This is a genomic window from Paraburkholderia sp. WC7.3g (assembly GCF_050436345.1).
GTDB lineage: Bacteria > Pseudomonadota > Gammaproteobacteria > Burkholderiales > Burkholderiaceae > Paraburkholderia > Paraburkholderia podalyriae.
This window is the reverse complement of sequence record NZ_JBNDMA010000004.1, coordinates 165,590-191,383: the sequence shown is the minus strand read 5'-3', so window position 1 is coordinate 191,383 and position 25,794 is coordinate 165,590. Positions and strand designations below refer to the sequence as shown.

The following is a 25,794-nucleotide window of genomic DNA, read 5'->3' as shown; positions in this document are numbered from 1 at the left end:
AGCATCATGTCAGCATCCACCCCGCGCCGGCTGCGCAGCCAGGAATGGTTCGACGATCCCTCGCACGCGGATATGACGGCGCTGTATGTCGAGCGTTTCATGAACTACGGTCTGACGCGCGAAGAGCTGCAGTCGGGCCGGCCGATCATCGGCATCGCGCAGACGGGCAGCGATCTCGCGCCGTGCAACCGCCATCACATCGAACTCGCGGCGCGCACGAAGGCCGGCATCCGCGACGCGGGCGGCATTCCGATGGAGTTTCCGGTGCATCCGCTCGCCGAGCAGAGCCGCCGGCCGACCGCCGCGCTCGACCGCAATCTCGCGTATCTGGGCCTCGTCGAAATCCTGCACGGCTTCCCGCTCGACGGCGTCGTGCTGACCACCGGCTGCGACAAGACCACGCCCGCGTGCCTGATGGCGGCGGCCACCGTCGATATGCCGGCGATCGTGCTGTCCGGCGGCCCGATGCTCGACGGCTGGCACGACGGCAAGCGCGTCGGGTCGGGCACCGTGATCTGGCATGCACGCAATCTGTTGGCGACCGGCGAGATCGACTATGAAGGCTTCATGGAGCTGACCACCGCGTCGTCGCCGTCGATCGGTCACTGCAACACGATGGGCACCGCGCTGTCGATGAATAGTCTCGCCGAAGCGCTCGGCATGTCGCTGCCCGGTTGCGCGAGCATTCCGGCCGCTTACCGCGAGCGCGGCCAGATGGCCTACGCAACCGGCAAGCGCATCGTCGATCTGGTGCGCGAGGACGTGCGGCCGTCGAAAATCATGACGAAAGAAGCGTTCGAAAACGCGATCGTCGTCGCGTCGGCGCTCGGCGCGTCGACCAACTGCCCGCCGCATCTGATCGCGATAGCGCGGCACATGGGCGTCGAGCTGAGTCTCGAGGACTGGCAGCGCGTCGGCGAGCCGGTGCCGCTGATCGTCAACTGCATGCCCGCCGGCGAATATCTCGGCGAGAGTTTCCATCGCGCGGGCGGCGTGCCAGCGGTGATGCGCGAGCTCGCGAAAGGCGGCCTCGTGCACGAGCAATGTCTGACCGTGTCGGGCCGCACGATGGGCGAGATCGCAGCCGCCGCGCCCGCGCCGGATCGCGAGGTCATCAAGACGACCGACGATCCGCTGAAGCACGGCGCGGGCTTCATGGTGCTGTCGGGCAACTTCTTCGACAGCGCGATCATGAAGATGTCGGTGGTCGGGGAAGCGTTCCGCCAGACCTATCTGAGCGAGCCCGGCGCGGAAAACAGCTTCGAAGCGCGCGCCATCGTGTTCGACGGTCCCGAGGACTATCACGCGCGCATCAACGACCCGTCGCTCGAAATCGACGAGCATTGCATCCTCGTGATTCGCGGCACGGGCACGGTCGGCTATCCCGGCAGCGCCGAGGTCGTCAACATGGCGCCGCCGGCGGCGCTCGTGCGTCAGGGCATCACGTCGCTGCCGACGCTCGGCGACGGCCGTCAGAGCGGCACGTCCGCGAGCCCGTCGATTCTGAACATGTCGCCGGAAGCGGCGGTGGGCGGCGGCCTTGCGCTGCTGCGCACGAACGATCGCATCCGGGTCGATCTGAATTCGCGCAGCGTCAACGTGCTGGTCGACGAAGCCGAACTCGCGCGACGCCGCGAAACCGTGAAGTTCGAGATTCCGCCCGCGCAAACGCCGTGGCAGGAGCTGTACCGCAAGACGGTCGGCCAGCTTTCGACCGGCGGCTGTCTGGAACCGGCGACGCTTTATCTGAAGGTGATTGCCGAGCGCGGCAATCCACGGCATTCGCATTGACATGCAGGTGACAAGGCCGGGCCTCGCACGCAACGCGACGCCCGGCCTTGCCCGTTTCTCAACTTATTCGAAAGAGCCCATCCCATGTCCGCAACTTCCCCCTCCAGCTTTCTTCCCGGCGATCTGACCGATGCGCTGCTCGTCGGCCGCGTGTGGCGCAAGACCGAGCAGCACGAAGGACCGTGCGTGGTCGTCGTGCGCGGCGGCGAGGTGTTCGACATCACCGCGACCGTGCCGACCACCGCCGACCTGTTCGAGCGCGATGATGCCGCGCAGCTCGCGCGCAGCGCGCCGGGGGTATCGCTCGGAGCGGTCGCGCAGCTGATCGAGGCGAACCTGCCCGGCGCGAGCGTGCCCGCCGTGCGCCTGCTCGCGCCGTGCGACGTGCAGGCGATCAAGGCCTGCGGCGTCACGTTCGCGGTGAGCCTGATCGAGCGCGTGATCGAGGAGCAGGCCGGCGGCGATCCGGCGAAGGCGAAGGAAGTGCGCGCGACGATCGCGTCGACGATCGGCACCGACCTGTCGAAGATCAAGCCGGGCTCGGAAGCGGCGATGAAGCTGAAGGCCGAGCTCGAACGTCGCGATGCGTGGTCGCAATACATGGAAGTCGGCATCGGTCCGGACGCCGAAGTGTTTTCCAAGTCGCAGCCGATGTCGGCGGTCGGCTTCGGCGCGGACGTCGGCCTGCTGGCCGCGTCGGTGTGGAACAACCCGGAGCCGGAAATCGTGCTCGCGGTGAATAGCCGCGGCGGCATCGTCGGCGCGACGCTCGGCAACGACGTGAACCTGCGTGACATCGAAGGCCGCTCGGCACTGCTGCTCGGCAAGTGCAAGGACAACAACGGCTCGTGCGCGATCGGCCCGTTCGTGCGTCTGTTCGACGACACGTTCTCGCTCGACTCGGTGCGCGCGGCGAGCGTTTCGCTGCGCGTCGAAGGCGCCGACGACCACTTCGTGCTCGACGGCGTGAGCCACATGAGCGAGATCAGCCGCGACCCGGCCGACCTCGTCGCGCAGACCTGCGGCCGTCACCACCAGTACCCGGACGGCTTCATGCTGTTCCTCGGCACGATGTTCTCGCCGATCAAGGACCGCGACGCGCCAGGCGGCGGCTTCACCCACCACCTCGGCGATCGCGTGACGATCTCGACGCCGCGGCTCGGCGCGCTGACCAACACGGTGCGTCTGTCCACCGAAATCGAACCGTGGACGTTCGGCGTGCGCGCGCTGTATCGCAACCTCGCGGCACGTGGCCTGCTGATTGCTGGATAACAGGATTGTCGCTGCAATTTCGAAAGGAGAATCAGGACATGAGTCAGTTTGCAAACTACATCGACGGACAATGGGTCGACGGCGCGAGCGTGTCGCGCAACGTCAATCCGTCGAATCTCGACGACGTGATCGGCGAATTCGCGCAAGCCGACGCCGAGCAGACGCACCGCGCGATCAGCGCCGCGCGCAAGGCCTTCGCGCAGTGGTCGCTGTCCACGCCGCAGCAGCGCTTCGACTTACTCGACCAGGCGGGCAGCGCGATCCTTGCGCGCAAGGCGGAGCTCGGCAAGCTGCTCGCGCGTGAAGAGGGCAAGACGCTGCCCGAGGGGATCGGCGAAGTGGGCCGCGCCGGGCAGATCTTCAAGTTCTTTGCGGGCGAAGCACTGCGCCTCGGCGGAGAAACGATGCCGTCGGTGCGGCCGGGCATGACGGTCGAAATGACGCGCGAGCCGATCGGCGTGGTCGGCCTGATTACGCCGTGGAATTTTCCGATCGCGATTCCGGCGTGGAAAATCGCGCCGGCGCTCGCGTATGGCAACACGGTCGTCATCAAGCCGGCCGATCTGGTGCCGGGCTGCACGTGGGAGCTGGTCAAGATCATCGCTGATGCGGGCGCGCCGGCGGGCGTGATCAATCTCGTGATGGGGCGCGGTTCGGTGGTCGGCGAGGCGCTCGTTTCGTCGCCGGATGTCGATGCGATCAGCTTTACCGGCTCCGTTTCGACGGGTCGCGCGATCGGCGCGAAATGCTTCGAGTCGGGCAAGAAATTCCAGCTGGAAATGGGCGGCAAGAACCCGATGGTCGTGCTCGACGACGCCGATCTCGACGTCGCCATCGAAGCCTGCATCAACGGCGCGTTCTACTCCACGGGCCAGCGTTGCACGGCATCGAGCCGGCTGATCGTGACCGCGGGGATCTATGACCGTTTTATCGACGGCATGAAGGCGCGCATGCGGGCGCTGAAGGTCGGCGATGCGCTCGTGGACGGGACGCACATTGGCCCGGTCGTCGATGACAAGCAGTTGGCACAGGACGAACGCTATCTGGCGATCGCGCGCGAGGAGGGCGGCACGGTGTTCGGCGGCGAGCGAGTCGAAGGCTCGACGCGCGGCTACTTCCTTGCGCCGGCGCTGGTCACGGAGACGACGTCGGCGATGCGCGTCAACCGCGAGGAGGTGTTCGGGCCGGTGGCGTCGGTCATCAAGGTCAAGGACTACCAGGAAGCGCTCGCGGTTGCCAACGATACCGAGTTCGGGCTGTCGGCCGGCATCTGCACGACGTCGCTGAAATACGCGACTCATTTCCGCCGCCATGTGCAGGCCGGCATGGTGATGGTCAACACTGCGACCGCGGGTGTCGATTATCACGTGCCGTTCGGCGGCAGGAAGGGGTCGAGCTACGGTCCGCGCGAGCAGGGCGCCTATGCCCGCGAGTTCTATACGTTGGTGAAAACCGCGTATATCAACCCGGGCGCGGTTTGACGCGCGACAGCGACGCTCCCCAAACGGAACTGGCCCGCCATCGCATTCAACCGCGATGGCGGGCCAGCAGGGGAAGCCGCGGGAGCACTAAGGCAGAGCGCTCCGGCAGGTACAGCTACATCTACAGCAACTTTCCAACCGGGGACGTCTTACTGCGCTGCGTGACCTTGCTGCGACGAACCGCTGTTCACGCCGCCGACGGCGCTGTTTTGCGCCGCGACGCGAGCTTCGGCAGCCTGAATGTTCGACGAGTATTCGTTCGGGTTCGAACGTGCCGGGTTGTAGCCGGCCTTTTCGATCTGAGCCAGTTCTTCACGGACTTGCGCACGGGTCAGCGGCTGGTTCGATTGAGCGAAAACAGCAACCGGAGCAGCGAGCGTAGCGGCGATAACGACAGCTTGAACGAGCGATTTCATTTTTACTACCTCCAGGTTTTGTCTTGTTAGGCTGTGAAACTCATGGGTTTGCAGCAGTGATGACAGTCTAGGGGGAGCGGAAACTAGGGTAAATACCTAATTCCTGAACTCACTGTTTCCGAAACAAAAACAATATTGAGACAGCAGGGCCGCCGAGCATCTATTTGCGCAGCGATCGGCGGCAGCTACCGCGCATGCGTCAGCCGGCTGGAATGGCTCGGATCAGCAGCAAGCCCGCGCCGCCGACGGCCATGGCGCCGATCGCACGCGCGACGCGCGCGCCGTTCGGCGCAACGCGCTCGGCCGTGATGGCAGCCGTCACGGCGGCCATCAAGCGCAAATCCGTCATGCCGGCGACCAGCAGAATCGCCGTGAGACCCCCGCAGCAACCGGCGCAATCGATGCCGACCCGCAGACCATATCGCCACGCGCTGGCCGCATCGGCGGTGAGGCTTGGCGTGGCGCGGCAGCAGGCGAGGCGGCGGGCTTTCCATGTGCTGAACTGCAACGCGCCCGCGAGCAGGATGATCACGCTGACCGCTAGCGGTACCAAACGCGCGAGCGCTGGCCACCGCAACACGAGCGCCGCGAGCGATGCGCCCAGCGCAAACACGGCGACGCCGAGCGCCGTCCATACGACGGCGTACGCGCCGCTCACGAGCATCGTCAGCAGGGCCAGCCGGCCGGGATTGGCTCGCGAGACCACCGCGTCGCGATAGCGCAGCAGCGTCGGCACGAATGACGGCAGCATCATCGCCGCCATCATCACGATCCACATGCCGATGAACGATGCCGCGGTGCGCGCCCACGTGCGCCCGCAGGTCGGCATCCATAACGTCGACATCGACCAGCCGCCGGGCATCGGCAACGCGCCCATCGCCGACATCGACGCGCTGTGCGCCAGTGTCGCCGCGACGCTCGCGGCGAACATCAGCACGCAGACGCCGACGAACACGCGCTGCGATGAGCGCGCCGCGCGCCGCGAGGCAAGGCGCTGCCCGCTCGCGCAGACAGCGCGCACGAGCGGGCTCATGACTGCTCGTACTCGTCGTGACGGCGCCACCAGATACCCGTCTCGTTGCGTCCCTTCGGCGCGCGATCGAGCCACTGGTACATGCCCCAAAGCGCATCGACACCGCGCGCGTAAGTCGAATACGTGTGATAGACCACACCGTCTTCGAGTACGAACGCGCTCATGCCGGGCCGGTCGCGCGAATAGGTGGCCGCGTCGGTGCCGCAGGTCGCCGCGAACTGCGCGACGGGTTCGGGCGCGGGCGTCACGTCCATCGCGTGACTGTTGCGCGCGTAGTTGTATTCGATATCGCCGGCGCGTTGCTGCGCCTCGGTGAACGCGACGTTGAAGTCGAAATTGAAATCGCCGCCGGCCGACGACGCCCACGGAAACGTCCATCCCATGCGCTGCTTGTACGCCTGCAGCTTGTCGAGCGGCGCGCGCGACACCGCCGTCAGCATCACGTCGTGATGCGCGAGATGCACGGCAAAGCCGGCGAAGCCGTCCGCGATCGACGAGCACGATGGGCAGCCCGCCTTATAGTCGGGGCCGAACATGAAGTGGTAGACGAGCAGCTGCGAACGTCCTTTGAACAGATCGGCGAGCGACGCGCTGCCTTCGTCGGTATCGAAGCGGTAGGCCTTGTCGATCTTCACCCACGGCAGCGCCTGGCGTTGCCGCGCGAGCTCGTCGCCGTGTCGCGTGTGGGCTTTTTCCGCGTCGAGCAGCGCGCGTCGCGCGGCGAGCCACTGTTCGCGTGTTCCGATCGGATGCGTAGTCATCGTGGGTTCCTCCGTGGGTCGTGCCGCGCCGTGCGAGCCCTTGCCCGACGGCATCGGTGACGGTTGTTGGTCGTGTTAGATTAGGGCCGGGCATCGATCGGGTGGGAGTGACAAGTGTGGCGGGATTCGCTTGATGCATTGACGCGCTACGCGCGGAGTCGCACGCCGTGGACGCGCTGATTTCGGCGGCGGCGCGCGCGCTTGCGGCCGGCGATCCGCTTGGCGCGCTCGGCCGCGTCGCGTTGCGCGACGACGCGCCGGCACTCGCGCTGCGCGGCATCGCGATGGCGCAGCTCGGCGATTTCGTGCGCGCCAAGGCGTTGGTGCGCGGCGCCGCGCGCGGGTTCGGCGCGCAGCATGCGGTGGCGCGCGCGAGATGCGTGGTCGCCGAAGCGGAGATCGCGCTCGCGTCGCGCGATCTCGCATGGCCCGCCAGAACACTCGACGCCGCGACCGCCACGCTCGACGCGCACGGCGATCGCGTCAATGCGGCGCATGCGCGTTATCTGTCGGCGCGGCGTCTGCTGCTGATCGGCCGTCTCGACGAAGCGGAGCGCAAGCTTGACGCGCTCGATCCTCGGCCGTTTCCGCCCGCGTTGCGTGCCGCGCATGAGCTGGTCGTCGCCGGTGTCGCGCTGCGGCGTTTGCGCAGCGGCGCTGCCCGTGCCGCGCTGACGCGGGCCGGACGCGCGGCTCGCGAGGCTGGTATTCCGGCGTTGATCGCGGAAATCGAAAGCGCTTCGGCGGCACTGAGCAAACCGGCGGCGCGCATGATCGCGCATGGCTCAGAAGAACCGATCCTGCTCGATGAAGTCGAGAAACTCCTGAGCTCGAATCGCGCAGGCGGCGCGCTGATCGTCGACGCTTGCCGCTACGCGATCCGCGATGCGAACGCGGCGGTTGCGCTCGCGAGCCGACCGGTGCTGTTCGCGCTCGCCCGCATGCTCAGCGAGGCATGGCCCGACGACGTGCCGCGCGACGTGCTGGTCGCACGCGCGTTCCGCGCCAAACGCGCCGACGAATCGCATCGCGCGCGACTGCGCGTCGAGATCGGCCGGCTGCGCGCGGCGCTCGGCACGCTCGCGAGCGTCAACGCGACGACGCGTGGCTTCGCGCTGGCACCGAGTCATGCGCGCGAGGTCGTCGTGCTGGCGCCGCCCGTTGAAGGCGAGCATGCGGCGCTGCTCGCGTTTCTGTCCGATGGTGAATCGTGGTCGAGTTCCGCGCTCGCCCTGGTGCTCGGCGCGAGTCAGCGCACCGTCCAGCGCGCGCTCGATTCGCTCGCCGCGGCCGGCAAGGTGCAGCCGGTGGGCGACGGCCGCGCGCGCCGCTGGATGACGCCGCCGATCGCCGGATTCGCGACGACTTTGTTACTCCCTTCTCCGTTCCCTTCGTAATCAGGATGGCCACCATGAACCGTTCAGCCGCCAGAATCGTCCGCGAATATGGGCCCTTTACGGGCGTCGATCAAGTGCACGGGGTCACTTACGATGGCCGGCAGGTGTGGATTGCGACCGGCGAACGGCTCGACGCGTTCGACCCGGCGAGTGGCGACATGGTGCGCTCGATCCCGTTGGCCGCCGACGCGGGCACGGCCTTCGACGGCGAGCACCTGTTCCAGATCGCGCACGGCCGCATCCAGAAGATCGATCCGCACAGCGGCCGCGTGCTGTCGACGATCGCGGCGCCTGGCGACGGCGGCCAGTCGGGGCTGACATGGGCCGAAGGTTCGCTGTGGGTCGGTCAATATCCCGAACGAAAGATCTATCAGATCGATCCGGACACGGGCGCGGTGCTGCGCACGATCGAATCGAATCGCTTCGTGACCGGCATCACGTGGGTCGACGGCGAACTATGGCATGGCACGAGGGAAGGTGACGAGAGCCAGCTCAGGCATATCGATCCGCGCAGCGGCGAGGTGCTCGAGACTGTCGACATGCCGGCCGGTGCTGGCATCTCCGGACTCGAATCGAACGGCGCCGATCTGTTTTTCTGCGGCGGCGGCAGTAGCGGGCTGGTTCGAGCCGTGCAGCGTCCCGCGCGAGATCGTGGCTCGGAATCGCCGATCGTTTCGACGAGCGAGTGAGTGACGACGCGAGTAGCGCGGCGTCATCGTCGTTATTGCGTCCTCGCCGTGCCCAGGCCCGTGCTCGCGAAATAGATCACCAGAAAATACAGCAGCACATAGAGCGCGTAGGTCTGTCCATTGCCGGTATAGACGCGACGTATCCATGCCGCCGCCGCGAGCGCGAAATGCGATATGCCACGCCAGAACATCTGCGCGACTGGCGGCACCGTGCGGCTCAAGAATGGCCGGTAGAAGTGGTAAAAGTCGGGGGCGTTGCGCGCGTCGCCGCGGCGGCTGCGGAAGAACAGCACGCCGAGCCCGAACACGATCGCCGTGGCGATCAGCACGACGATCACGACCGGCGTCGGATTCCAGAACCCGTAGATGCTTTCGAGCGACATGCCGCCCCACACCAGTGTCGCCGCGAACTGCGGATCGATCGCGGCCGACACCGGTTCGATCAGCAGCTTCGGAAAGAACGACAGGATCACGATACCGACCACGAACAGCAACTGCGGCACCAGCAGCATCAACGGCGCTTCGCGCACTCGCGGCCGCTGCGGCGGGCGCGGTTTGAGGAAGATGCCGTTCAGCAGGCGCAACATGTACAGAAAGCCGGCGCAGGTCGCGATCAGCCCGCACACGGCGAGCCCGTACCAGCCCTTGTCGGTCATTGCGCTCAGCAGCAGCCATTTGCCGCCAAAGCCCATCAGCGGCGGCAGACCCGACATCGACACCAGCGCGATTACGACCATCGCGAACGTGAGCGGCATCTCGCGCGCGAGGCCGCCCACATCGGCGAAGTTGCGCGTATCGGTGCGTAAAATCACGCCCGCGAGCGCGAGGAACAGGATGCCCTTCACGAACATGTGATTGGCGATCAGATACAGCGCGGTGACCCAGCCCAGATGGCTCATCAGGCCGATCGCAGTGACGATATAACCGATCTGGCTCATGCTCGAAAGCGCAAGCATGCGTTTGAAGTCGTTTTGCCGCAAGGCCATCAGCGCGCCGAACAAGGTCGTCAGCATGCCGATCCATGTCATCACGTGCGCGAGTTCGAGGCCGACCTCCGAGCGTATCGTCAGATAAGTGCCGATCAACAGGCCGAACATCGCGACCTTGCTGACCACCGCCGACAGCATCGCGGTCACGTCGTCTTCCGCCTCGGTGTAGGCGCCCGGCAGCCATACATGCACGCCGATCGCACCGGCCTTGATCAGGAAGCCGGTCGCGAGCAGCACGAACGCGCGGTTCGCTTCCGGTCCCGAGTGGATCAGCGCGGATAGCGCGATGGTGTCGTCGATTGCCGCGACGTTGGCGAAGCCCGCCAGCAGGAAGAACGCCGCCAGCAGCGAAAACAGCAGGAAGGTCAGCACGTGCGGTCCCGCGCGGCGGCACTTCGCGATCAGGAAGCACGACGACAGCGTGATGATTTCCCAGCTATAGAAGAACTCGAGTGATGTCGATGAGCGCAGCAGCGCCGGAATCGACAGCGACAGCACGACGAGCATCGGATAGAAGCCGGCGCGCACGTCGTCGCGATAGAGGCTCGCCGCGGCGATCACGAGGCTGCCCGCGAGCAGCAGCCACGCGAACAGCCCCGCGATACCGCCCGAGCCCTCGCAGAGCAGACTGCCGATCAGCCCGATCGCGATCAGGGCGAGCACGCCTTTCACGCGCCCCGGCAGACGATCGGCCGCATAGAAGAGCGCGCCCGCCAGGAGCGGCGAGAAGATCCATGCCGACGCGACGCCAGAGAACACGGCCGCCATATAGGCCGCCGCGATCAGCAAAACCGCGACGCCGAAGAGCGGGATCAGCGCGCCGAGGTTGGGGCCGGTATTGGTTTCGATGTCGGAAGGAGCCAGCGCGCGCACGAACCAGTGGAACATATAGCCCGCTTCGAGCAGCGAGCCGGTCAGGATCAGCACGATCCAGTACGGCTTGCCGGCGGCGGTCAGGCGCATGACGAGTTCCCATTTCGCCCAGAAGCCGGGGAACGGCGGCAGCCCCGCGATCGCAACCAGGAAGAGGCCCAGCAGGCCGATCAGCAGCGGACTGCGCGACAGGATAGCGCGCGCATCGTCGCCGTGGCGCCGCAGCACGCCGATCAGCCAGAACAGCCCCGCTTTCGCGAACAGATGGTTGATGAAGAGGCCGCCGACGACGAGCGGGACCGAAGCGTCCGCGCCGACCTGGCGCAGCAACGCGAGCGACAGCATCAACAGCGCCATTTGCCCGATCGACGAATAGCCGAGCACGCGTTGCGGTTGCGTCTGCTTGATCGCGAGCAGGTTAGAGAACAGGAACGTGACGCCGCCCGATACGGCGAGCAGCGTGAGCTGAGCGTCGAACAGCGGCAGCAATTTCAGCAGCGCGAAAAATACGCCCGCCGATACGCCGACCGATACCATCGCGGCGACGCCGCTCGGCGCGGTCTCGTAGACGTCGAGCCCCCAGCCGTTCGCCGGAAAAGGCTTCAGCTCGATCACGAGGCTCGCGAACACCAGCAGGATCGCGGTCGTGCCGATCGGGCCGCCGATCTGGTTGCGCATCGACAGCAGTTCGTCGATGTTCAACGTGCCGCTCACGTAATAGAGCAGCACCGCGCCGAGCAGGAACAGCGTCGACGCGATCACGGTCGCGAAGATGTACTTGAACGCGGCGGCGAGCGCGGCGGGCGTGCGCTCGAGCCCGAACAGGCCGTATGTCGCGATCGACACGATCTCGAGAAACACGAACAGGTTGAACAGGTCGCGGGTCATCACCATGCCGTCGATGCCCATCACCAGGATCAGGTACAGCAGCAACGCCGCGTAGTTGCCGCGCAGACGTTCCCATAGATGCAATGCGCCGAGCAGCGCGACCACGTTGACGCTGAACGTGAAGAAGCCTTCCCACAAGCCGAAGCGCAGATTGATCGACACTGGCGGCAGCGCGCCCGCGGTCAGCACCTCGATCGTGTCGCCGCCGTCGAGCAGGCCGTAGAACGATACGCCGGAGACGAGCACGATACCGCACAGCGCGATGAAGAAGCCGAGCGTGAGCCACGGCTTGCCGAGCCGGTACAGCAGCGGAATGACGAAGCCGCCGCCGAGCCCGAGAATGAAAATGTGCAGCGGATGAAAGAGCGCGGCTACCATTTCGACTCGCTGAAGGCGTCGATCGAGAGCGTCTTTTTGGCGGCGTAAAGACGGATCGCGAACGAGAGCATGATGGCGGTGACCGATAGCCCGATCACGATCGCCGTGACGACGAGCGCCGATGGAATCGGATCGATCGCGCGGTGCGCGGCGGCGGATTTGCCGAGCGCCGCGTCGATGATCGGCGCGGTGCCGCCCGTGATGTAGCCGGTCGCGACCATCACGATGTGCAGACCCGTGTCGAGCACCGCGAAGCCGATGATGATGCGCAGGATGTTGCGGTGGGTCAGCATGCCCCACAGGCCGATCAGCGAAAGGCAAAAGCCCGTGACCAGCAGGATCGTCGAAACCGGGATGTCGGTGTTCATGCGCTCTCCTTCGCGTTCAGCTTCTGAACCGGTCGATGATGACGCTAAGCTCCGCGCCGACCTTGACGCCGAGCAGCGTGGAAATCAGCGGGATCGCGCCGGCACTGAAGAACGCGCCGAACTCGCCTCGCGGCAGAAAGCGCGCGTCGAGAAATCCGCCCGCGAGCACGAGGCCGAGAATGCCGATGCACACGTAGATCACGCCCGCGAGCGACTCGACGACGCTCAGCAGCGCGACGTTCAGCGTCGAGCCGGGCCGCGCGAGTAGCATCAGCATCACGGCGGACGCGACGATCGCGCCGCCCTGGAAGCCGCCGCCTGCCGACAGATGGCCGTTGACGATCACGTAAGCGCCGAACGTGAAGATCATCGGCAGCAGCACCTGCTTGCCGGTATGAACGATTTCGCTGGCGGGGCGGCGCGCGGGCGTGGTTTCGTCCGCTGCAGTGACGGTTGTCGGGTTGCTTTCTTCTTTCAGCAGCACGCCGACGCTCGCCGCGACCATAAACAGCACCGCGACTTCGCCGAGCGTGTCGAAGCCGCGAAAGGTGATCAAAATGCCGGTCACGATGTTCGGCGCGCCGAGTTCGAGCGGTCCTCTCACCACGTAGTACCAGGCGAGCGGGCGCAGCGCCTGCAACTCCGTATAACCGCCGACGAGCCGCCAGAACACGACCGCGAACAGCAACACCGTCAGCAGCGCGGACGCACGACGCATCATGATTCGGCCTCCCCCGGGGTGCGCCCGTCTTCGTCGGCGAGCGCATCGGTGATCGTCGACGGGCTCATCGGCGTGCGGATCAGCCAGGCGGCGCGCGATAGCGCATGCGAGGACACCGGATTGGTCACCAGCACGAAGTAGATCAACAGGATCAGACGGAAGGTCCAGTTCGGGTGATAGAACGCGACGCCGATCAGCACGAGCATGTTGCCGAGCGTCGACGCTTTGGTGCCGGCCTGAATGCGCGTGTACGCGTCCGGCATGCGCAACAGCCCGAGGCCGGCGGAGAACAGAAAGACGGCGCCCACGAGGATGAACACGCTGCCGATCAGTTCGAACATGCGCTAGCCCTTCTGATAACCGGTTTTGCGGATCGCGTACAGAAAGATGAAGGTCGCGAGTCCCGAGCCGATCGCGGCTTCGGCCATCGCGACGTCGGGCGCGGCGAGCAGCAGGAAGGCCACCGCCGCGAACAGGCTCGCGAGTCCCGAGCTCACCATCGCGGCCAGCAGATTCTTCAGGAAGACGGCCAGTACGCCGCTCACGAGGATGCTTGCGCACATCAGCAACAGGAGCAGTTCGAGCATGACTCACAGCCCCCTTTCGAGAAAGCGCGCGATCGCGAGCACCGCGAGAAAGCTCAGCAGTGCGTAGACGAGTGCGACGTCGATGTAGACGAAACGACCTGAGACCTGTGCGTACAGCGCGATCAGCGACAGCGAGATGACGGTCAGCATGTCGATTGCGACGATGCGATCGACGACGGTTTTGCCGAGCACGAGACGGATCACGCCGAACACGATCGCGAAGAAGATCAGCACCGCGGCGATCCGGAGCATGATCTCAGCCAAAGATTTGCTCCAGATGCTTTTCGAACCGCGCGACGAGCGCCTCGGTCGCTTCGTCGATATCGGTCGTCTTCACGTCGAGCCAGTGAATGAATAGTATGTCGTCCCGAATATCCATCACGAGCGAGCCCGGCGTGAGCGCAATCGAATTGGCGAGCGCCAGACGGCCGAGCGGTGTTTCGAGGCGGGTGCGAACCTTGACGATGCCGGGCTTGATGTCGATGTGCGGCGAGTACACCAGCGCCATCACGTTCAGATTGGCGCGCACCAGTGCGGTGACGAAGGTCGCGCTATAGAGGACGAAGTGATAGAGCGCGCGCGGCGTCAGACGTAGGTGCTGCCATGCTTCGCTCGACGATACGAAGACGTGCGCGATGACGAAGGTAATGACGAGGCCGACGAGTGCGGGTTCGACGGCGAGCGATGCATTGGCGATCATCCAGATGACGAACAGGACGACCCACAGGCCGAGCATGCCGCGAGGAACAAACGACGACACCGGTTTTCCGTTGTTCGAAGCCATGTCATCGGTTCCTCGGGAGGCCTTGCGGAAAATTCTAAGTGACAATTTATGGCAAATCAACCGGCGCGCGCTTGTCCGCTGGTGGTCGCTTTTGCGCGTATAAATGCGCGGGGCGCTTAATCGGCTGCTTATCGATTGAATTAGTGATATTGCGATCTTTTCAATAAGATGGCGCGCGAAAAGCCCACGCGCGTGTCGCCGTGCCGCCTGGCGCTCGCGCGGCCCGACATCTAAACTTGTCTCACGACCGTCCTGAAACGCGATGCGCCGAGCCGGTATGCTGGAATCAGCTGCAGCCGGCGCCTCACGCGGCGCTGCCGGTTTCCGCTTACAAACGTAAGCGGGCAGCGGGGACGGCGTAATGCGGCCGCCGGCTTGCGTGCACATCGCTTGGGGCACGCGGCGCGACCCCATTGAGGAGGCACCGACATGCACGGCTATCAGGTCACGTTCTTTACCCAGCAAGGGCGCAGCCATCATGGCAGGCCACTCGCCGACTGGCTCGTGCGTCTCGCGGGCGAACTCGGCCTGCGCGGCGCGACCGTCATTCCGGCGTGCGAAGGCATCGGCCATCATCATCGGATTCACTCCGCGCACTTCTTCGAGCTTGCCGATCAGCCGTTGTCCGTCGTGATGGCGGTGACGAGCGACGAGGCCGATCGACTGTTCGATCGGCTGCGCGAGGAAGGATTACATCTGTTCTACGTGAAGACGACGGCTGAGTTCGGCGTGATCGGCGAGGAGGACGCTGGGGATTGAACGACCGGGCTCAATGACGAGTGCCTCGCCTCCTCGTTCGTCTAGGCGACGAAGTCCGCTGCCATGTCCGCGTCGGTGCGTGCTTCCAGCTTGCCGCCGCGGCACGCGTGGCGGAATATCTCGTAGTCCTTGTCGACCTGGTCGGCGTACGCGCGCGAGTAGAGGACCAGCGCATCCGTCATCTGATCGCCGTTGCCGAGATAGGCGGCAACCTCGGTGGCCAGCCCGCCCGCTTTCGCATGCGCCCGCGCGAGCACCCAGCCGCACACGGCCGCGTACTGACTGAAGGTTTCCTTCGCAAATAGTTCGAGCGTCGCCGAAATCTTCATGTCGCGTAGCTGGCGGCCGTAGATCGAGCGCCCGAACGGTCCCGTGGTCCAGCCGAGAAACGGGTCGCTCGCGCCCTGCATCAGCCGCTGCCCGTCGACGACACGCTGTCCCTGATGCTTCGGTCCCGCCGTCTTGAAGTAACGCGACACGACCGAGGTCGACGCCTCCTTGAACTGGATGAACAATGGCTTCTCGTGCTGATCGACCATCAGCAGGATCAGGCAGCGTGTGCCGACGCTGCCGACGCCGACCACCTTGAACGCCATGTCGTGCATTGAGAAGTGATCCAGCAGCGTGCGGCGCACCGTGCCGAGCGACTTCAGATAGTGCTCGTAGATCGGCGCCATCAACGCGCGCCAGTCGCCCAGACCGAGCCAGTCGTCCTTGTGCGCGAACAGCGTGTTCTTGCCGTGCACGTGGAACACGGTGGGCGGCATGTCGCGGACTTGCCATAGGCCTTCGCGCTGGCTCGCGAGCTTGGGCAGGATCGTCTCGTGCGTACGGCGCGACGCTTTCGCGATGCTGTTGCGAATGCGTTGACGCGCGTCGTCGGTGGGGGAGATTTCCTCGAGACGCGCGAACGTGATCAGCTCGCACCACAGTTCGAGCGGACTCATCTGCGCGTACGCCGAGGTCCAGTGCTGATAGCTCTGCACGCATGACGCGACGGTTTCGTCCGCGAGACGATCGCCATGGCCGAGATGCCGGACCGCGATATGCAGGCTCGCCGTCAGGCGCTTCAGGTCCCATTCCCACGGGCCGACCGCCGTTTCGTCGAAATCGTTGATGTCGAACACGAGCGCGCGCTCGGGGGTTGCGAAGCCACCGAAATTCATCAGGTGGCAGTCGCCGCAGATCTGGAAGTGAAAGCCGCTGTTCGCAGTCTTCGCAAGGTCGTGCGCCTGGATGATCGCGCTGCCACGATAGAACGCGAATGGCGACGCGAGCATGCGGCCGTAGCGCAGCGGCACGAGGGATTCGACGCGCCCGCGACTGCTTTCGCGCAACAGGTGAACCGGATCACGATGGATGTTGCCGATGTCGGAGTGAGCGCTGCGCGGCGTGTTCTTGCGTGCATCACGACCGATTGCGCGGCGCTCCGCGAGCGTTTCGGGTGGCGTCATCGTTTGCCCCTTGGAAATGCGGCGTTATCGGATTTCTTTTGCGGTGCGGTCCCGAGAAAAGCGGTGAACGACGGTCTTGCCTGCTCGCACTCTAGCGTGTCTGCGCGGTGATTGCCATAGAGCGCGGCGGGCTCGGCAGCGAGCGCAGCGCCCGCGACGCCATAAGCGACGCTGAGGCGCGGCGAAGCGGCGATCGGCTGTGCGTGAGATATGGAACGCAGGCTGGCTTCAATGCTATGCCGCGGGCTCCTCGTGCCGCACATTGACCATCCACGGCACGCCGAAGCGGTCAGTCAACGTACCGAAGCCACTGGTCCAGAAGGTCCGCTGGAACGGCATCGTGATCTGTCCGCCCGCCGACAGCGCGTTGAAATATTTCTCGCCTGATGCCTGGTCGTCGGCGGTGACCGACAGGCTGAAGCCCGCATGCACGGCGTTGCCGCCGCTGCAATCGCCATCCGACATCAGCACGTGCGTGTTACCGATGACGAGCGTCGCGTGCAGGATCTTGTCGGCGTGTTCGGGCGCAACCGGGCGAGCGGGATCGGGCGGCGCATCTTTCGCGCGCAGCTTCAGCAACTCCTGCGCGCCAAGCGCCGAACGATAGAACGCAATGGCTTCCTCACAACGGCCGTTGAAGAACAGATAAGGCTGGATTTCCATGCTGATTTCCTGAGAGTGGGGAGGGTCGTCAGATGATTCTAACAACGTGATATCACGGACTGACGGCTATCGAGCCTGCGATGCATCTCTTCAGTGCATCCCCCGCTTCATGCCTGCCCTGCATGGCTGCCGCCATTGGCCGGATAGGCTTCCTGCAACGCAATCGAGCCTGTCTCCAGCAGCGATTTGAGGTTGGACATGATCTTCGGCCAGCCGCCCGACACCGCCTCGATGAATTTTGACGGATCGCGCTCGATCGTATGTGTGAGGGTGAGCTTGACCGCCGTTCCGCTCGGTTCGAGCTCCATCGTGCAGAGCGAATCGCCTTCGGCCTGCATCTCGGGGCGAATCTGGTGCTGCCAGCGGATCACGAGACGCCGCGGTGGATCGGCCTCGACGATCTCGCCCGCGTCGAAGATCTGCCCGCCGCTCGACACGAGTTTCCACGACGAGCCCGCCGTCCATTCGCTTTCGCAGTGCATGCCGAACCAGTACTGCTTGATGAACTCTGCGTCGGTCAATGCCGACCACAGCTGTTCTGGCGTGGTGCGGATATAGGTCACGTAGACGAACGTCGATCTAGTCATTGCCTTTCTCCAGGTGTCGTTTCAGGGTTGAGAGCGCCTTCAGGCGCGGCTTTTCGAACTTGGCAATCCAGCGCTCGTGGATTTGCTGCAGCGGCACCGGATTGAGGAAGTGCAACTTCTCGCGCCCGCTGCGTACCGTAACGACAAGGTTCGCCGCTTCCAGCAAGCCGAGATGCTGCGTCACGCCTTGCCGCGTCATGTCGAGGTGCTCGCACAGGTCGTTCAGCGTCTGGCCGTCGTGCGCGTGCAGCACGTCCAGCAGCTTGCGCCGGCTCGGATCGGCGAGGGCTTTGAATAGCAGGTCTGGGTCGTCGGGACGCTCGGCCATGAATGGCTATAGGCAAGTGATCTGTTGCATTTACTATAGGCAAGAGGATGCTTGCATGTCAAGGAGGCGCGAGGAATTTCAATGCGGCTTATATCGGCGCACAACAAAGTCCGCGGAATTGGCTTCGTCGGCATTCGGAGACAACAAAGTCTGCGGCGTCCGCGATTTCGCGGAGCGGGCTCGAACCGCTTTCGGCGACGCCCGCGCAATGAGCGAAAACGCGTGTCTTATGCGCCGTTCGACCTGCGTGACCGGCGACTTTCCGGGAACGGCCACCAGCGCCCATAGGCATCGCGACAATCTGAAGTTGGGCGTGCACAAGCCCGGCTTCTACAATCCGGACATCAATCCGACCTATCAGGAGATGGCTCCGCATTACTTCGTGGCAGTCATTCCAGCCGGAGTAAAAAAACGCGATATGCCGAAAGCAGAGCTGTCGGTCCTTCTGGTGCAGAGATGGGTCATCGCCCGCCTGCGCAATCAGCGCTTCTTCAGCCTGGACGACGCGCTCGGTGACTATCTGCCCGATCTCCAGCGCCCCGTTCCTCCGCTCGATCCGACGATGGATTTTGCATTAAAATCAGCGGCTTAGGTCGAGATGCGAAATGCGAGATGCGAGATGCGAGATGCGGCGGATTTCTTGCGAATCCCGGCCGACCCTCCACCTCTCTCAAAATGCCGGAAGTCGAATCAGCGAGCTGAAAACCTGGCGCTCTCGTTACAACGTGATGGCGGGAATGTTCTATGACGCCGACTTTTGGTCCCTTCTACTCTCTAAGATCCTTACGATTTGAACCACGATCGATTACGCATGTGGGTGATGCTTTCACGGCACGCTCACAGCAACTACGGGAGTATCGAATGTCTATGGCACCGTCCCCTGAAGTCGATATTAGAACACTGCGCAAAGTCATCATGGCTGCCTCGATTGGTAACTTTGTTGAATGGTTCGATTTCGCAGCGTATGGTTTCCTCGCAACTATCCTCACTAGAGAGTTTTTTCCGAGCAGCGATCCAGCCGCAGGCCTCCTGAAGACTTTCGCGGTGTTTGCAGTGGCTTTCGCATTTCGTCCGGTCGGTGGCATAGTGTTTGGCGTAATTGGAGATAGGATTGGGCGCAAACGCACGCTGGCGCTGACCATCTTGATGATGGCCGGGGCGACCACACTGATCGGCTTGCTGCCGAACTACGCCGCCATCGGTGCTCTCGCGCCGTTGTTGCTAACCGTGATTCGCTGCGTGCAGGGCTTTTCGGCCGGTGGTGAGTATGCTGGCGCCTGCGCCTACGTAATGGAGCACGCGCCGCAAAACAAACGCGGCTGGTACGGCAGTTTTGTTCCGGTGTCGACTTTTTCTTCATTTGCGATCGCGGCCGTCGTCGCTTATGCGCTTGATGCAACGCTCTCGGCCGATGCAATGAGCGCGTGGGGATGGCGCGTGCCGTTCCTCGCCTCCGCACCCATTGGGCTCATCGGGCTATACCTGCGCATCAGTCTCAATGAAACACCCGCCTTCCGCGCTCTTGAAGGCGAGCACCAGGTGGCGCATGCGCCGTTGCGCGAAACGTTCCGTACGCAGGCGGGCGGCATTCTGAAGCTTGGTGCATTTATTTCAGTGACAGCATTGTCCTTCTATACCTTTACTACCTATTTCGCGACATATCTGCAGGTCGTAGGACACATGAGTCGCGCAACTTCGCTGCTGATCACCGTTGTGGCACTTTTGTTTGCTGCGGCCATTTGTCCGCTTGCCGGCCTGTATTCTGATTTCGCCGGGCGCCGCATGACATTACTAACCACGTGCGCGCTGTTGATTGTAATCGTCTATCCCTCGTTCTCGCTCGCCGGCTCGGGACAATTTCTGTCAGCACTGATCGGCGTGGCAATGCTCGCAACAGGTGCGGTGTTGTCGGGCGTGGTTACGGCTGCGTTGTTGTCGGAAGTGTTCCCAACCAGGATGCGCTATACCGGGTCGGCCATTACCTATAACCTCGCCTACACGATCTTCGGGGGCACCGCGCCGTTGGTCGCTACCTGGTTGATCGGCACGACCGGAAACAATATGTCGCCCGCTTTGTATCTGATCGCCGTATCTTTCATGGGCCTGATCGGCGGGATGATGCTTCCAGAAACTTCACGAATGTCCTTGCAAGATGTGGGCACTGACAACGACCCAGCTGTAGGTGAGATGCTCGGAGCGCAGCGACCGGTCAGGTAGCCCGGATCATTCGAAGCTTTCCCGAGACTACGTCGACGATTTTTTGCAGATACCCCTGAACGCTTGCCGGCAGTTTTCGCCCATTGAGTTTCCTGCTTGTTACACTCAGAAAGGTCGTCCATTCCTGATAACCGCTGCGGGCAGGCCAGTCAACGCAGGACAACTTTAAGACCTATATCGACAACGTGCTGGCCAACACGCAGGCGCTTGGCGAGGTGCTGAAGGCGGGCGGCGTCGATCTCGTCACGGACGGCACGGACAACCACCTGCTGCTGGTTGATCTGCTTACGGAGCATCGAATGAGCAATCTGCATGAGAACAGATCCTATGAAGCATCCAGGTCGTCGACTGGCTAACGCCTAAAATCGGCGTACCGAGGTTTGCTCACGGGAGAGCATCATGCGTACAGATCAGGGATACACGCGTACTGCGGAACCGGCGCTGGCGGTGTCACTCGAACTCGCTGCGGCGAAGTGGAAGGTAGCGTTGCACGACGGGCAGCGGGAGCAGCCGGCGGTGTACACCGTAGCGCAACCGCAAGCCCCCGCGCGCCTACAGGCCGTGCTGGAAGTGATCGAACAACAGAAGCTGAAGTGGTCGCTGCCCGCGGGCGTGCACCTTGTCGTGAGTTATGAAGCCGGCCAGGACGCGTTCTGGATCTATCGGGCGCTACGGGCACGCGGTATCGAGTGTCATGTGGTCGATCCAGCGAGCATTCCGGTCGAGCGCCACAAGCGGCGTGCCAAGACTGACCGGCTTGATGCAATCAGGCTGGTGATCAGCCTGCGCGCGTGGCTGCGCGGCGAGCGCGACCGCATGCACGTGGTGCACGTGCCGTCACCGCAGGACGAAGCGTCCCGCCATCTGATGCGCGACCGAGGGGAACTGCAGAAAGAGGTGCTACAGCATCGTGACCGGATGCGCAAACTGCTTGTCACGCTCGGCTGCTGGGATGAGGTTGACCACAAGGCCTTCGCCGCCCGCCTCGCCCGTGACCAGGTGCGGTGTCACGACGGTGCGCCACTGCCGCGCGAGCTGCGGGAGCGGCTGCTGCGCGAGTGCGAACGGCTGGCGCTGGCCGTGCAGCAACTCGCGGCACTCGAGAAAACGCAACACGCTGGCCTGCCCGCACCCGCACGCGAAAGGATCGATCTTCTGACGCAGCTAAATGGCATTGGCCCGGTGGGTGGCTCGCGTCTAGCGCTCGAGCTGTTCTGGCGGGACTTCCATAACCGGCGCGAAGTTGGGGCCTGCGTAGGGCTGGTTCCACAACCCTACGACAGTGGCGAGAGCCAGGTGGACCAGGGGATCAGCAGGCAGGGCAACCGTCGCGTGCGCGCACTGCTGATTGAGATGGCGTGGTGCTGGATCCGTTACCAGCCTGGCAGTGCACTGGCGCAGTGGTTCAACCAGCGCACGCAAGGCACGGGACCGAATCGCCGCGTGCGGCGCATTGCGATCGTCGCAGTAGCACGACGCCTCGCGATCGCGCTGTGGCGCTACTTGAAGGACGGCGTGATACCCGAAGGCGCACAACTGAAGTCAGTCTGAGCCCGAAAGGTATCGCGACAACGCAATCAAGGGTGGAACGATACCTGTCGATCGAGAGTTTGAAGTGAACATGCCCGTGTTGATGGCGGGTTGCTAACGCGACCGATTAAACAGATGGGGCATGCTCCCGGAACAGGTTCCGGCGTAACGCGCATAAAGGATGAGGCTGGCCATACGCCAGCGGATAGATGCTATGAAAGGGACGCGATAACGCGGAGCCCTACAATTCCCACATCGCATCGGTTCGCGTTAAAGGAGGGCATCATGCGAAATTCCGCTTACGCAGCTGGCAGAGAGGAACTCATACTGGCGGTATCACTTGAGCTTGCCACGGCGAGCTGGAAGATAGCGTGCCACGACGGTCGCCGTGACAAACCCGCGGTGCACACCCTCACCGATCCGCAGGCCGGGGCGCGCCTGCAGGCCGCACTGGATCTGATCGAGCGCCAGAAGCAGCAATGGTCGCTGCGCGCCGGCGTGCGCACCGTTGTCTGCTACGAAGCCGGACAGGACGCATTCTGGATCTGTCGTGCACTGCAGGCGCATGGCATTGAATGTTACGTCATCGATGCCGCCAGCATTCCGGTCGTACGCCACAGGCGGCGCGCGAAAACGGACCGGCTGGATGCCATCAAGCTCGTGCTCAACCTGCGCGCGTGGCTGCACGGCGAGCGCGACCGCATGCACGTCGTTCACGTACCCTCAGTACAGGACGAGGCGCTGCGTCACCTGACCCGCGATCGCGCAGAGCTCCAGAAGGAGGTCCTGCAGCACCGCAACCGGATCGGAAAGCTGTTGCGCACGCTCGGCTGCTGGGACGACCTCAAACATGGGTTCGCCAGCCGGCTTGCCCGGGGGGAGGTCAGGTGCTACGACGGTTCCCCACTGTCCCCCGAAATGCACGACCGGCTCCTGCGCGAATGCGAACGGGTCGCCCTCGCCAGGCAGCAGCTCGCTGCCCTGGAGAAGGCGCGTCACCAAGCCCTTCCCGCCACGGTGCGCGAAAGAATCGATCACCTCACACGCCTGAAGGGAGTGGGCCAGATTGGAGCGTCCCGGCTGGTGCTTGAACTCTTCTGGCGGCAGTTCGACAACCGCCGTCAGGTCGGTTCTTGTACCGGTCTCGTTCCGCAGCCGTACGACAGTGGCGACAGTCACACCGATCAGGGCATCAGCAAACAAGGCAACCGTCGCGTACGGTCACTGCTGGTCGAGATGGCCTGGTACTGGCTGCGCTACCAGCCTGGCAGTCCGCTTGCGCAGTGGTTCCGCCATCGCACTGAGGGCACCGGCGCCAACCGCCGCGCGCGACGCATCGCGATCGTCGCGGTGGCACGGCGGCTGGTGATCCTCCTGTGGCGCTACCTCGAGCACGGTGTGATCCCCCAGGGAGTACAGATGAAGCCGTCCACATAGCCAGACACACGTCGATAGCCGCAACCCTCACTAACGGTCATACTGGCTGACCATCAGGGTCATGAAGCGGAAGTACCCGTTCACCACCGTGGTTGTTCATGCAACCGATGCTGATAGATGGGGTACCTCCCCGGAACGCTTTCCGGCGCACTGCGCATACTGCATCAGGCTGGCTCCACGCCAGCGGATAGAAGAAGGTCGGGACGCCATGTCCCACGCGCGCGACAACCGGCTTCACGTTTGCCCAGGCAGTGCCAGGGAGGTGCGCAGAATCGGACGTGTCATGGCAAGCACGGCTACACGAATGCCGCCTGCATGGTGGCAGGCGCAATAACCCACGCGCCCGCCACCCCGTACCAGCGTATCGCGCTTCGCAGCGTCAAGGGGGCCGCTGACGCCAGGCTTCGCCTGCCCTTGACGCTTGCTACGCGCTTTCCTGACAAGGGACCTCGTAAACTTGATGACGTCTCAGGAGGGATCTGTGCAAACCGGGCCTTGACAATTACTTACCCTTCATAGAAGAAGTTGGTGAGACGTTGCTGTCTTACGCGCGCGATAAGCGGCTTCAGGCTAACGACGTTGACCGGACTGTAGCCATGGTTGAAGTTGAGGGCGGTGGGAATCCGCCGGACTATGCCGCGAAAATGCGACTTGTATGGCGGCGAGCGCCATCACTCGCGCTTGCCGCCATACGCCAGCATGTCACCACTTTGCAGCGAGGAGAAAGAGACTTGACCCATCCTTTGTAAGCCAGTTCGCAAATGGCCTTGACAACTTTCTGCTCATAGAAGCATCATCATCGAGCTTTACGAAGACCGTCGACAACATCTCGTTGATGAAGCAGCAGATCCGCGAAAACAGTGAGTTGCTGACGCTCGTGCGCACCACCGAAGACATCGCGCGTGCGAAGAAGGAAAACCGCACCCGGCCTGCGCGCCGATCAGATGACCGTTCGCGCGCGCGCATCGGTGAAGGTCCGGTAGCGATTGTCGATCTGCTCACCAATCACACGTGCCCAGGCGGACCGGGCCCGCGATAACGTTACTTGTCGGGCAAGTGACTGATTCCCAAACGAAGCTCGTGAGTAACGATTTGAAAGCCGCCCATCGTAGCAGCCGTGGGCGGATGGCTTGCCAGCCGCTTCGGCTACCCGACTGCTTTCATTGCGCTCGGAAGCCTCGCGTTCATCTCGCTGGCTCTGTGGATCACCCAAGGCCCGACGACCAGGCGTGCCTGCGATACGCGCCGCGACGAACTGGACAAAATGGCCGAAGTCGACACCTCGGCGCTGTTTTCATAGATTTTCCGCCTTGAATCAGCAGGCGGTTTCAAAGGTGAAGCGCAACAGCGGGTTAATGAACGGAAGCTGAAGTTATGGAAGCGGTTGCGAGCATACGTTCGAACACCTCGAATGGCGAATGAAATGCATGCGTAGCACGCGGTCGGCTGTTGAGGCTGTCGGCGATGGCATCGAGTTCGTCCTGGCTGTAGATCGAGAGGTCGGTGCCTTTTGGCAAGTACTGACGCAGCAGCCCGTTGGTGTTCTCACAGGTGCCGCGTTGCCAGGGGCTGTGCGGATCGCAGAAGTACACGCGCACGCCGGTGGCGGCGCTGAGCTCCTGATGGCGGGTCATTTCCTTGCCCTGGTCGTAAGTGAAGCTCTGGCGCAGGGGCGCAGCGATCGAATTCAGCTTCGCAGTGAAGCCGGCCAGGGCCGAGGCGGCGGTGGCGTCGTCCATCTTCGCCAGCAGCACCAGGCGACTGGTGCGCTCAACCAGCACGCCGACGGAAGACTGGTTGCCGGCACCCTTGATAAAGTCGCCTTCCCAATGGCCTGGCATCACCCGGTCATCGACCTCAGGCGGGCGCACATGGATGCTCACCATGTCGGGGATCTGGCCGCGCCGGTCAGTGCCCCGCTTGCGTGACATACGCGTGCTGTGGCCGTGGCGCAGACAGGCGATAAGCTGGCGGCGCAGCTCGCCGCGTGGCTGGGCATAGATGGCGGTGTAGATGGTCTCGTGCGAGACATGCTGGGTCGGATCGTTGGGCCACATGCGCTTGAGGGTACCTGAGATCTGCTGGGGCGACCACTTCCATTCCAGCAGGGTGAGTACCACGCGCCACGACACGCTTTGAGGGTGCAGCTTGGGACACGGGCGCGCAGCCTCGCGTCGGCTCGTGCTGAGCGCCTGCGCTGGTGCAGACGCATAGCCCACGGCAGAACACGTGTTCCTGGTCAGCTCGCGGCTCACGGTTGACGCCGCGCGCCCGAGTGTTCGGGCGATGACCTGAACGCTCGAACCCTGCTGCTTCATGCTTGCAATCGTCATGCGTTCTTCAGGCTGCAGTTGTTGGTAACTTCTTTTTTGCATTGGCACACCTTACACG

General features: G+C 63.7%; 26 protein-coding genes and 2 pseudogenes. 13 read left to right on the top strand and 15 right to left on the bottom strand.

The window, feature by feature from the left end; translation table 11 throughout:
- Positions 1-6 precede the first annotated feature (6 nt).
- The 3 genes from OKW43_RS34290 (at position 7) to OKW43_RS34280 (ending at position 4,544) form a co-directional block, all read left to right on the top strand.
- Entirely contained in the window at positions 7-1,791 is a 1,785-nt protein-coding gene (locus OKW43_RS34290; protein WP_429452788.1) for an IlvD/Edd family dehydratase, read from the top strand.
- An 84-nt stretch (positions 1,792-1,875) separates the two neighbouring features.
- Positions 1,876-3,063, top strand: a complete 1,188-nt coding sequence (locus OKW43_RS34285; RefSeq protein ID WP_187634665.1) for a fumarylacetoacetate hydrolase family protein — start codon at positions 1,876-1,878, stop codon at positions 3,061-3,063.
- A gap of 38 nt (positions 3,064-3,101) precedes the next feature.
- Positions 3,102-4,544 carry an aldehyde dehydrogenase family protein gene (locus OKW43_RS34280; RefSeq protein WP_429452786.1) on the top strand — a complete coding sequence of 481 codons (1,443 nt, stop codon included), beginning with the start codon at positions 3,102-3,104 and terminating at the stop codon, positions 4,542-4,544.
- 149 nt (positions 4,545-4,693) lie between these two features.
- Here OKW43_RS34280 and OKW43_RS34275 read toward each other — a convergent pair whose 3' ends face one another.
- The 3 genes from OKW43_RS34275 to OKW43_RS34265 all read right to left on the bottom strand — a co-directional run bounded on the left by OKW43_RS34275 (position 4,694) and on the right by OKW43_RS34265 (position 6,754).
- The gene (locus tag OKW43_RS34275) at positions 4,694-4,960 is read right to left on the bottom strand and encodes a DUF4148 domain-containing protein (protein WP_429452784.1); all 267 of its coding nucleotides are present in this window, start codon (positions 4,958-4,960) and stop codon (positions 4,694-4,696) included.
- A 199-nt stretch (positions 4,961-5,159) separates the two neighbouring features.
- Entirely contained in the window at positions 5,160-5,993 is an 834-nt protein-coding gene (locus tag OKW43_RS34270) for a DUF2182 domain-containing protein (RefSeq protein WP_429452782.1), read from the bottom strand.
- Positions 5,990-6,754, bottom strand: coding sequence for a DUF899 domain-containing protein (locus OKW43_RS34265; RefSeq protein WP_429452780.1), 765 nt, complete (start codon positions 6,752-6,754; stop codon positions 5,990-5,992). Before OKW43_RS34265 ends, OKW43_RS34270 begins: the two co-directional genes overlap by 4 nt.
- 167 nt (positions 6,755-6,921) lie before the next feature.
- Between OKW43_RS34265 and OKW43_RS34260 the strand changes: the two genes are divergently transcribed.
- Together OKW43_RS34260 and OKW43_RS34255 are read left to right on the top strand one after the other, a co-directional pair.
- On the top strand, positions 6,922-8,151 hold the full coding sequence (locus tag OKW43_RS34260; RefSeq protein ID WP_429452778.1) for a helix-turn-helix domain-containing protein: 1,230 nt from the start codon (positions 6,922-6,924) through the stop codon (positions 8,149-8,151).
- Between the two features lie 14 nt (positions 8,152-8,165).
- On the top strand, positions 8,166-8,840 hold the full coding sequence (locus tag OKW43_RS34255) for a DUF5074 domain-containing protein (RefSeq protein WP_187634659.1): 675 nt from the start codon (positions 8,166-8,168) through the stop codon (positions 8,838-8,840).
- 32 nt (positions 8,841-8,872) lie between these two features.
- On the opposite strand, the gene OKW43_RS34250 is transcribed toward OKW43_RS34255, so the two are convergent.
- From OKW43_RS34250 to OKW43_RS34220, 7 genes are read right to left on the bottom strand one after another with little or no spacing between them, the layout of a single operon-like run.
- Positions 8,873-11,968: a complex I subunit 5 family protein gene (locus OKW43_RS34250; protein WP_429452776.1), complete on the bottom strand. Its 3,096-nt coding sequence runs from the start codon at positions 11,966-11,968 to the stop codon at positions 8,873-8,875.
- The gene (locus OKW43_RS34245) at positions 11,962-12,336 is read right to left on the bottom strand and encodes a sodium:proton antiporter (protein WP_429452774.1); all 375 of its coding nucleotides are present in this window, start codon (positions 12,334-12,336) and stop codon (positions 11,962-11,964) included. The genes OKW43_RS34250 and OKW43_RS34245 overlap by 7 nt, the downstream gene beginning before the upstream one ends.
- Before the next feature lie 16 nt (positions 12,337-12,352).
- Positions 12,353-13,057 (bottom strand): Na(+)/H(+) antiporter subunit B, encoded by a 705-nt coding sequence (locus tag OKW43_RS34240; protein ID WP_187634656.1) that lies wholly within the window; start codon positions 13,055-13,057, stop codon positions 12,353-12,355.
- Entirely contained in the window at positions 13,054-13,398 is a 345-nt protein-coding gene (gene mnhG / locus OKW43_RS34235) for a monovalent cation/H(+) antiporter subunit G (RefSeq protein WP_187634655.1), read from the bottom strand. Before mnhG ends, OKW43_RS34240 begins: the two co-directional genes overlap by 4 nt.
- A gap of 3 nt (positions 13,399-13,401) precedes the next feature.
- Positions 13,402-13,644: a hydrogenase subunit MbhD domain-containing protein gene (locus tag OKW43_RS34230; protein WP_187634654.1), complete on the bottom strand. Its 243-nt coding sequence runs from the start codon at positions 13,642-13,644 to the stop codon at positions 13,402-13,404.
- Positions 13,645-13,647: 3 nt separating this feature from the next.
- Positions 13,648-13,908 (bottom strand): monovalent cation/H+ antiporter complex subunit F, encoded by a 261-nt coding sequence (locus OKW43_RS34225; protein ID WP_187634653.1) that lies wholly within the window; start codon positions 13,906-13,908, stop codon positions 13,648-13,650.
- Positions 13,901-14,428, bottom strand: coding sequence for a Na+/H+ antiporter subunit E (locus OKW43_RS34220; protein WP_187634652.1), 528 nt, complete (start codon positions 14,426-14,428; stop codon positions 13,901-13,903). The genes OKW43_RS34225 and OKW43_RS34220 overlap by 8 nt, the downstream gene beginning before the upstream one ends.
- 429 nt (positions 14,429-14,857) lie before the next feature.
- On the opposite strand from OKW43_RS34220, the gene OKW43_RS34215 reads away from it, so the two are divergent.
- Positions 14,858-15,187: a DUF190 domain-containing protein gene (locus tag OKW43_RS34215; RefSeq protein WP_187634651.1), complete on the top strand. Its 330-nt coding sequence runs from the start codon at positions 14,858-14,860 to the stop codon at positions 15,185-15,187.
- A 41-nt stretch (positions 15,188-15,228) separates the two neighbouring features.
- Here OKW43_RS34215 and OKW43_RS34210 read toward each other — a convergent pair whose 3' ends face one another.
- The 4 genes from OKW43_RS34210 to OKW43_RS34195 form a co-directional block, all read right to left on the bottom strand.
- The gene (locus OKW43_RS34210) at positions 15,229-16,641 is read right to left on the bottom strand and encodes a DUF2252 domain-containing protein (RefSeq protein WP_187634650.1); all 1,413 of its coding nucleotides are present in this window, start codon (positions 16,639-16,641) and stop codon (positions 15,229-15,231) included.
- Positions 16,642-16,875: 234 nt separating this feature from the next.
- Positions 16,876-17,304 (bottom strand): VOC family protein, encoded by a 429-nt coding sequence (locus OKW43_RS34205; RefSeq protein WP_187634649.1) that lies wholly within the window; start codon positions 17,302-17,304, stop codon positions 16,876-16,878.
- 107 nt (positions 17,305-17,411) lie between these two features.
- Positions 17,412-17,891 (bottom strand): SRPBCC family protein, encoded by a 480-nt coding sequence (locus OKW43_RS34200; protein ID WP_187634648.1) that lies wholly within the window; start codon positions 17,889-17,891, stop codon positions 17,412-17,414.
- On the bottom strand, positions 17,884-18,219 hold the full coding sequence (locus OKW43_RS34195) for an ArsR/SmtB family transcription factor (protein ID WP_187634647.1): 336 nt from the start codon (positions 18,217-18,219) through the stop codon (positions 17,884-17,886). Before OKW43_RS34195 ends, OKW43_RS34200 begins: the two co-directional genes overlap by 8 nt.
- Positions 18,220-18,274: 55 nt before the next feature.
- Here OKW43_RS34195 and OKW43_RS34190 point away from each other — a divergent pair, with 55 nt between their 5' ends.
- The 7 genes and pseudogenes from OKW43_RS34190 to OKW43_RS34160 all read left to right on the top strand — a co-directional run bounded on the left by OKW43_RS34190 (position 18,275) and on the right by OKW43_RS34160 (position 24,703).
- Positions 18,275-18,811: a hypothetical protein gene (locus tag OKW43_RS34190; protein WP_429454781.1), complete on the top strand. Its 537-nt coding sequence runs from the start codon at positions 18,275-18,277 to the stop codon at positions 18,809-18,811.
- Positions 18,812-19,080: 269 nt separating this feature from the next.
- Complete coding sequence (locus OKW43_RS34185) at positions 19,081-20,436, top strand: MFS transporter (RefSeq protein WP_187634645.1); 1,356 nt, start codon at positions 19,081-19,083, stop codon at positions 20,434-20,436.
- Positions 20,437-20,600: 164 nt separating this feature from the next.
- A pseudogene (locus tag OKW43_RS34180) lies at positions 20,601-20,720 on the top strand (hypothetical protein); the annotation flags it as partial.
- Between the two features lie 115 nt (positions 20,721-20,835).
- Positions 20,836-21,987, top strand: coding sequence for an IS110 family transposase (locus OKW43_RS34175; protein WP_187636680.1), 1,152 nt, complete (start codon positions 20,836-20,838; stop codon positions 21,985-21,987).
- Positions 21,988-22,251: 264 nt separating this feature from the next.
- Positions 22,252-23,403 carry an IS110 family transposase gene (locus tag OKW43_RS34170; protein ID WP_187639712.1) on the top strand — a complete coding sequence of 384 codons (1,152 nt, stop codon included), beginning with the start codon at positions 22,252-22,254 and terminating at the stop codon, positions 23,401-23,403.
- Positions 23,404-24,205: 802 nt separating this feature from the next.
- Positions 24,206-24,328 (top strand): annotated as a pseudogene (locus OKW43_RS34165) (peptidase M19); the annotation flags it as partial.
- Positions 24,329-24,520: 192 nt separating this feature from the next.
- Positions 24,521-24,703 (top strand): hypothetical protein, encoded by a 183-nt coding sequence (locus OKW43_RS34160; protein ID WP_429452770.1) that lies wholly within the window; start codon positions 24,521-24,523, stop codon positions 24,701-24,703.
- Between the two features lie 52 nt (positions 24,704-24,755).
- Here the strand turns inward: OKW43_RS34160 and OKW43_RS34155 are convergent, their stop codons facing one another.
- Positions 24,756-25,778, bottom strand: a complete 1,023-nt coding sequence (locus OKW43_RS34155; RefSeq protein WP_429445436.1) for an IS30 family transposase — start codon at positions 25,776-25,778, stop codon at positions 24,756-24,758.
- Between the last annotated feature and the right edge of the window lie 16 nt (positions 25,779-25,794).

What these genes read in the sequence shown, in the direction of transcription:
- OKW43_RS34275 (WP_429452784.1), bottom strand. Translation starts at nt 4,960, where the DNA reads ATGAAATCGCTCGTTCAAGCTGTCGTTATCGCCGCTACGCTCGCTGCT.
- OKW43_RS34290 (WP_429452788.1), top strand. Translation starts at nt 7, where the DNA reads ATGTCAGCATCCACCCCGCGCCGGCTGCGCAGCCAGGAATGGTTCGAC.
- OKW43_RS34215 (WP_187634651.1), top strand. Translation starts at nt 14,858, where the DNA reads ATGCACGGCTATCAGGTCACGTTCTTTACCCAGCAAGGGCGCAGCCAT.
- mnhG (WP_187634655.1), bottom strand. Translation starts at nt 13,398, where the DNA reads ATGTTCGAACTGATCGGCAGCGTGTTCATCCTCGTGGGCGCCGTCTTT.
- OKW43_RS34185 (WP_187634645.1), top strand. Translation starts at nt 19,081, where the DNA reads ATGTCTATGGCACCGTCCCCTGAAGTCGATATTAGAACACTGCGCAAA.
- OKW43_RS34250 (WP_429452776.1), bottom strand. Translation starts at nt 11,968, where the DNA reads ATGGTAGCCGCGCTCTTTCATCCGCTGCACATTTTCATTCTCGGGCTC.
- OKW43_RS34255 (WP_187634659.1), top strand. Translation starts at nt 8,166, where the DNA reads ATGAACCGTTCAGCCGCCAGAATCGTCCGCGAATATGGGCCCTTTACG.
- OKW43_RS34285 (WP_187634665.1), top strand. Translation starts at nt 1,876, where the DNA reads ATGTCCGCAACTTCCCCCTCCAGCTTTCTTCCCGGCGATCTGACCGAT.
- OKW43_RS34280 (WP_429452786.1), top strand. Translation starts at nt 3,102, where the DNA reads ATGAGTCAGTTTGCAAACTACATCGACGGACAATGGGTCGACGGCGCG.
- OKW43_RS34220 (WP_187634652.1), bottom strand. Translation starts at nt 14,428, where the DNA reads ATGGCTTCGAACAACGGAAAACCGGTGTCGTCGTTTGTTCCTCGCGGC.
- OKW43_RS34155 (WP_429445436.1), bottom strand. Translation starts at nt 25,778, where the DNA reads ATGCAAAAAAGAAGTTACCAACAACTGCAGCCTGAAGAACGCATGACG.
- OKW43_RS34175 (WP_187636680.1), top strand. Translation starts at nt 20,836, where the DNA reads ATGCGTACAGATCAGGGATACACGCGTACTGCGGAACCGGCGCTGGCG.
- OKW43_RS34245 (WP_429452774.1), bottom strand. Translation starts at nt 12,336, where the DNA reads ATGAACACCGACATCCCGGTTTCGACGATCCTGCTGGTCACGGGCTTT.
- OKW43_RS34195 (WP_187634647.1), bottom strand. Translation starts at nt 18,219, where the DNA reads ATGGCCGAGCGTCCCGACGACCCAGACCTGCTATTCAAAGCCCTCGCC.
- OKW43_RS34270 (WP_429452782.1), bottom strand. Translation starts at nt 5,993, where the DNA reads ATGAGCCCGCTCGTGCGCGCTGTCTGCGCGAGCGGGCAGCGCCTTGCC.
- OKW43_RS34230 (WP_187634654.1), bottom strand. Translation starts at nt 13,644, where the DNA reads ATGCTCGAACTGCTCCTGTTGCTGATGTGCGCAAGCATCCTCGTGAGC.
- OKW43_RS34205 (WP_187634649.1), bottom strand. Translation starts at nt 17,304, where the DNA reads ATGGAAATCCAGCCTTATCTGTTCTTCAACGGCCGTTGTGAGGAAGCC.
- OKW43_RS34240 (WP_187634656.1), bottom strand. Translation starts at nt 13,057, where the DNA reads ATGATGCGTCGTGCGTCCGCGCTGCTGACGGTGTTGCTGTTCGCGGTC.
- OKW43_RS34265 (WP_429452780.1), bottom strand. Translation starts at nt 6,754, where the DNA reads ATGACTACGCATCCGATCGGAACACGCGAACAGTGGCTCGCCGCGCGA.
- OKW43_RS34190 (WP_429454781.1), top strand. Translation starts at nt 18,275, where the DNA reads ATGTCAAGGAGGCGCGAGGAATTTCAATGCGGCTTATATCGGCGCACA.
- OKW43_RS34170 (WP_187639712.1), top strand. Translation starts at nt 22,252, where the DNA reads ATGCGAAATTCCGCTTACGCAGCTGGCAGAGAGGAACTCATACTGGCG.
- OKW43_RS34210 (WP_187634650.1), bottom strand. Translation starts at nt 16,641, where the DNA reads ATGACGCCACCCGAAACGCTCGCGGAGCGCCGCGCAATCGGTCGTGAT.
- OKW43_RS34200 (WP_187634648.1), bottom strand. Translation starts at nt 17,891, where the DNA reads ATGACTAGATCGACGTTCGTCTACGTGACCTATATCCGCACCACGCCA.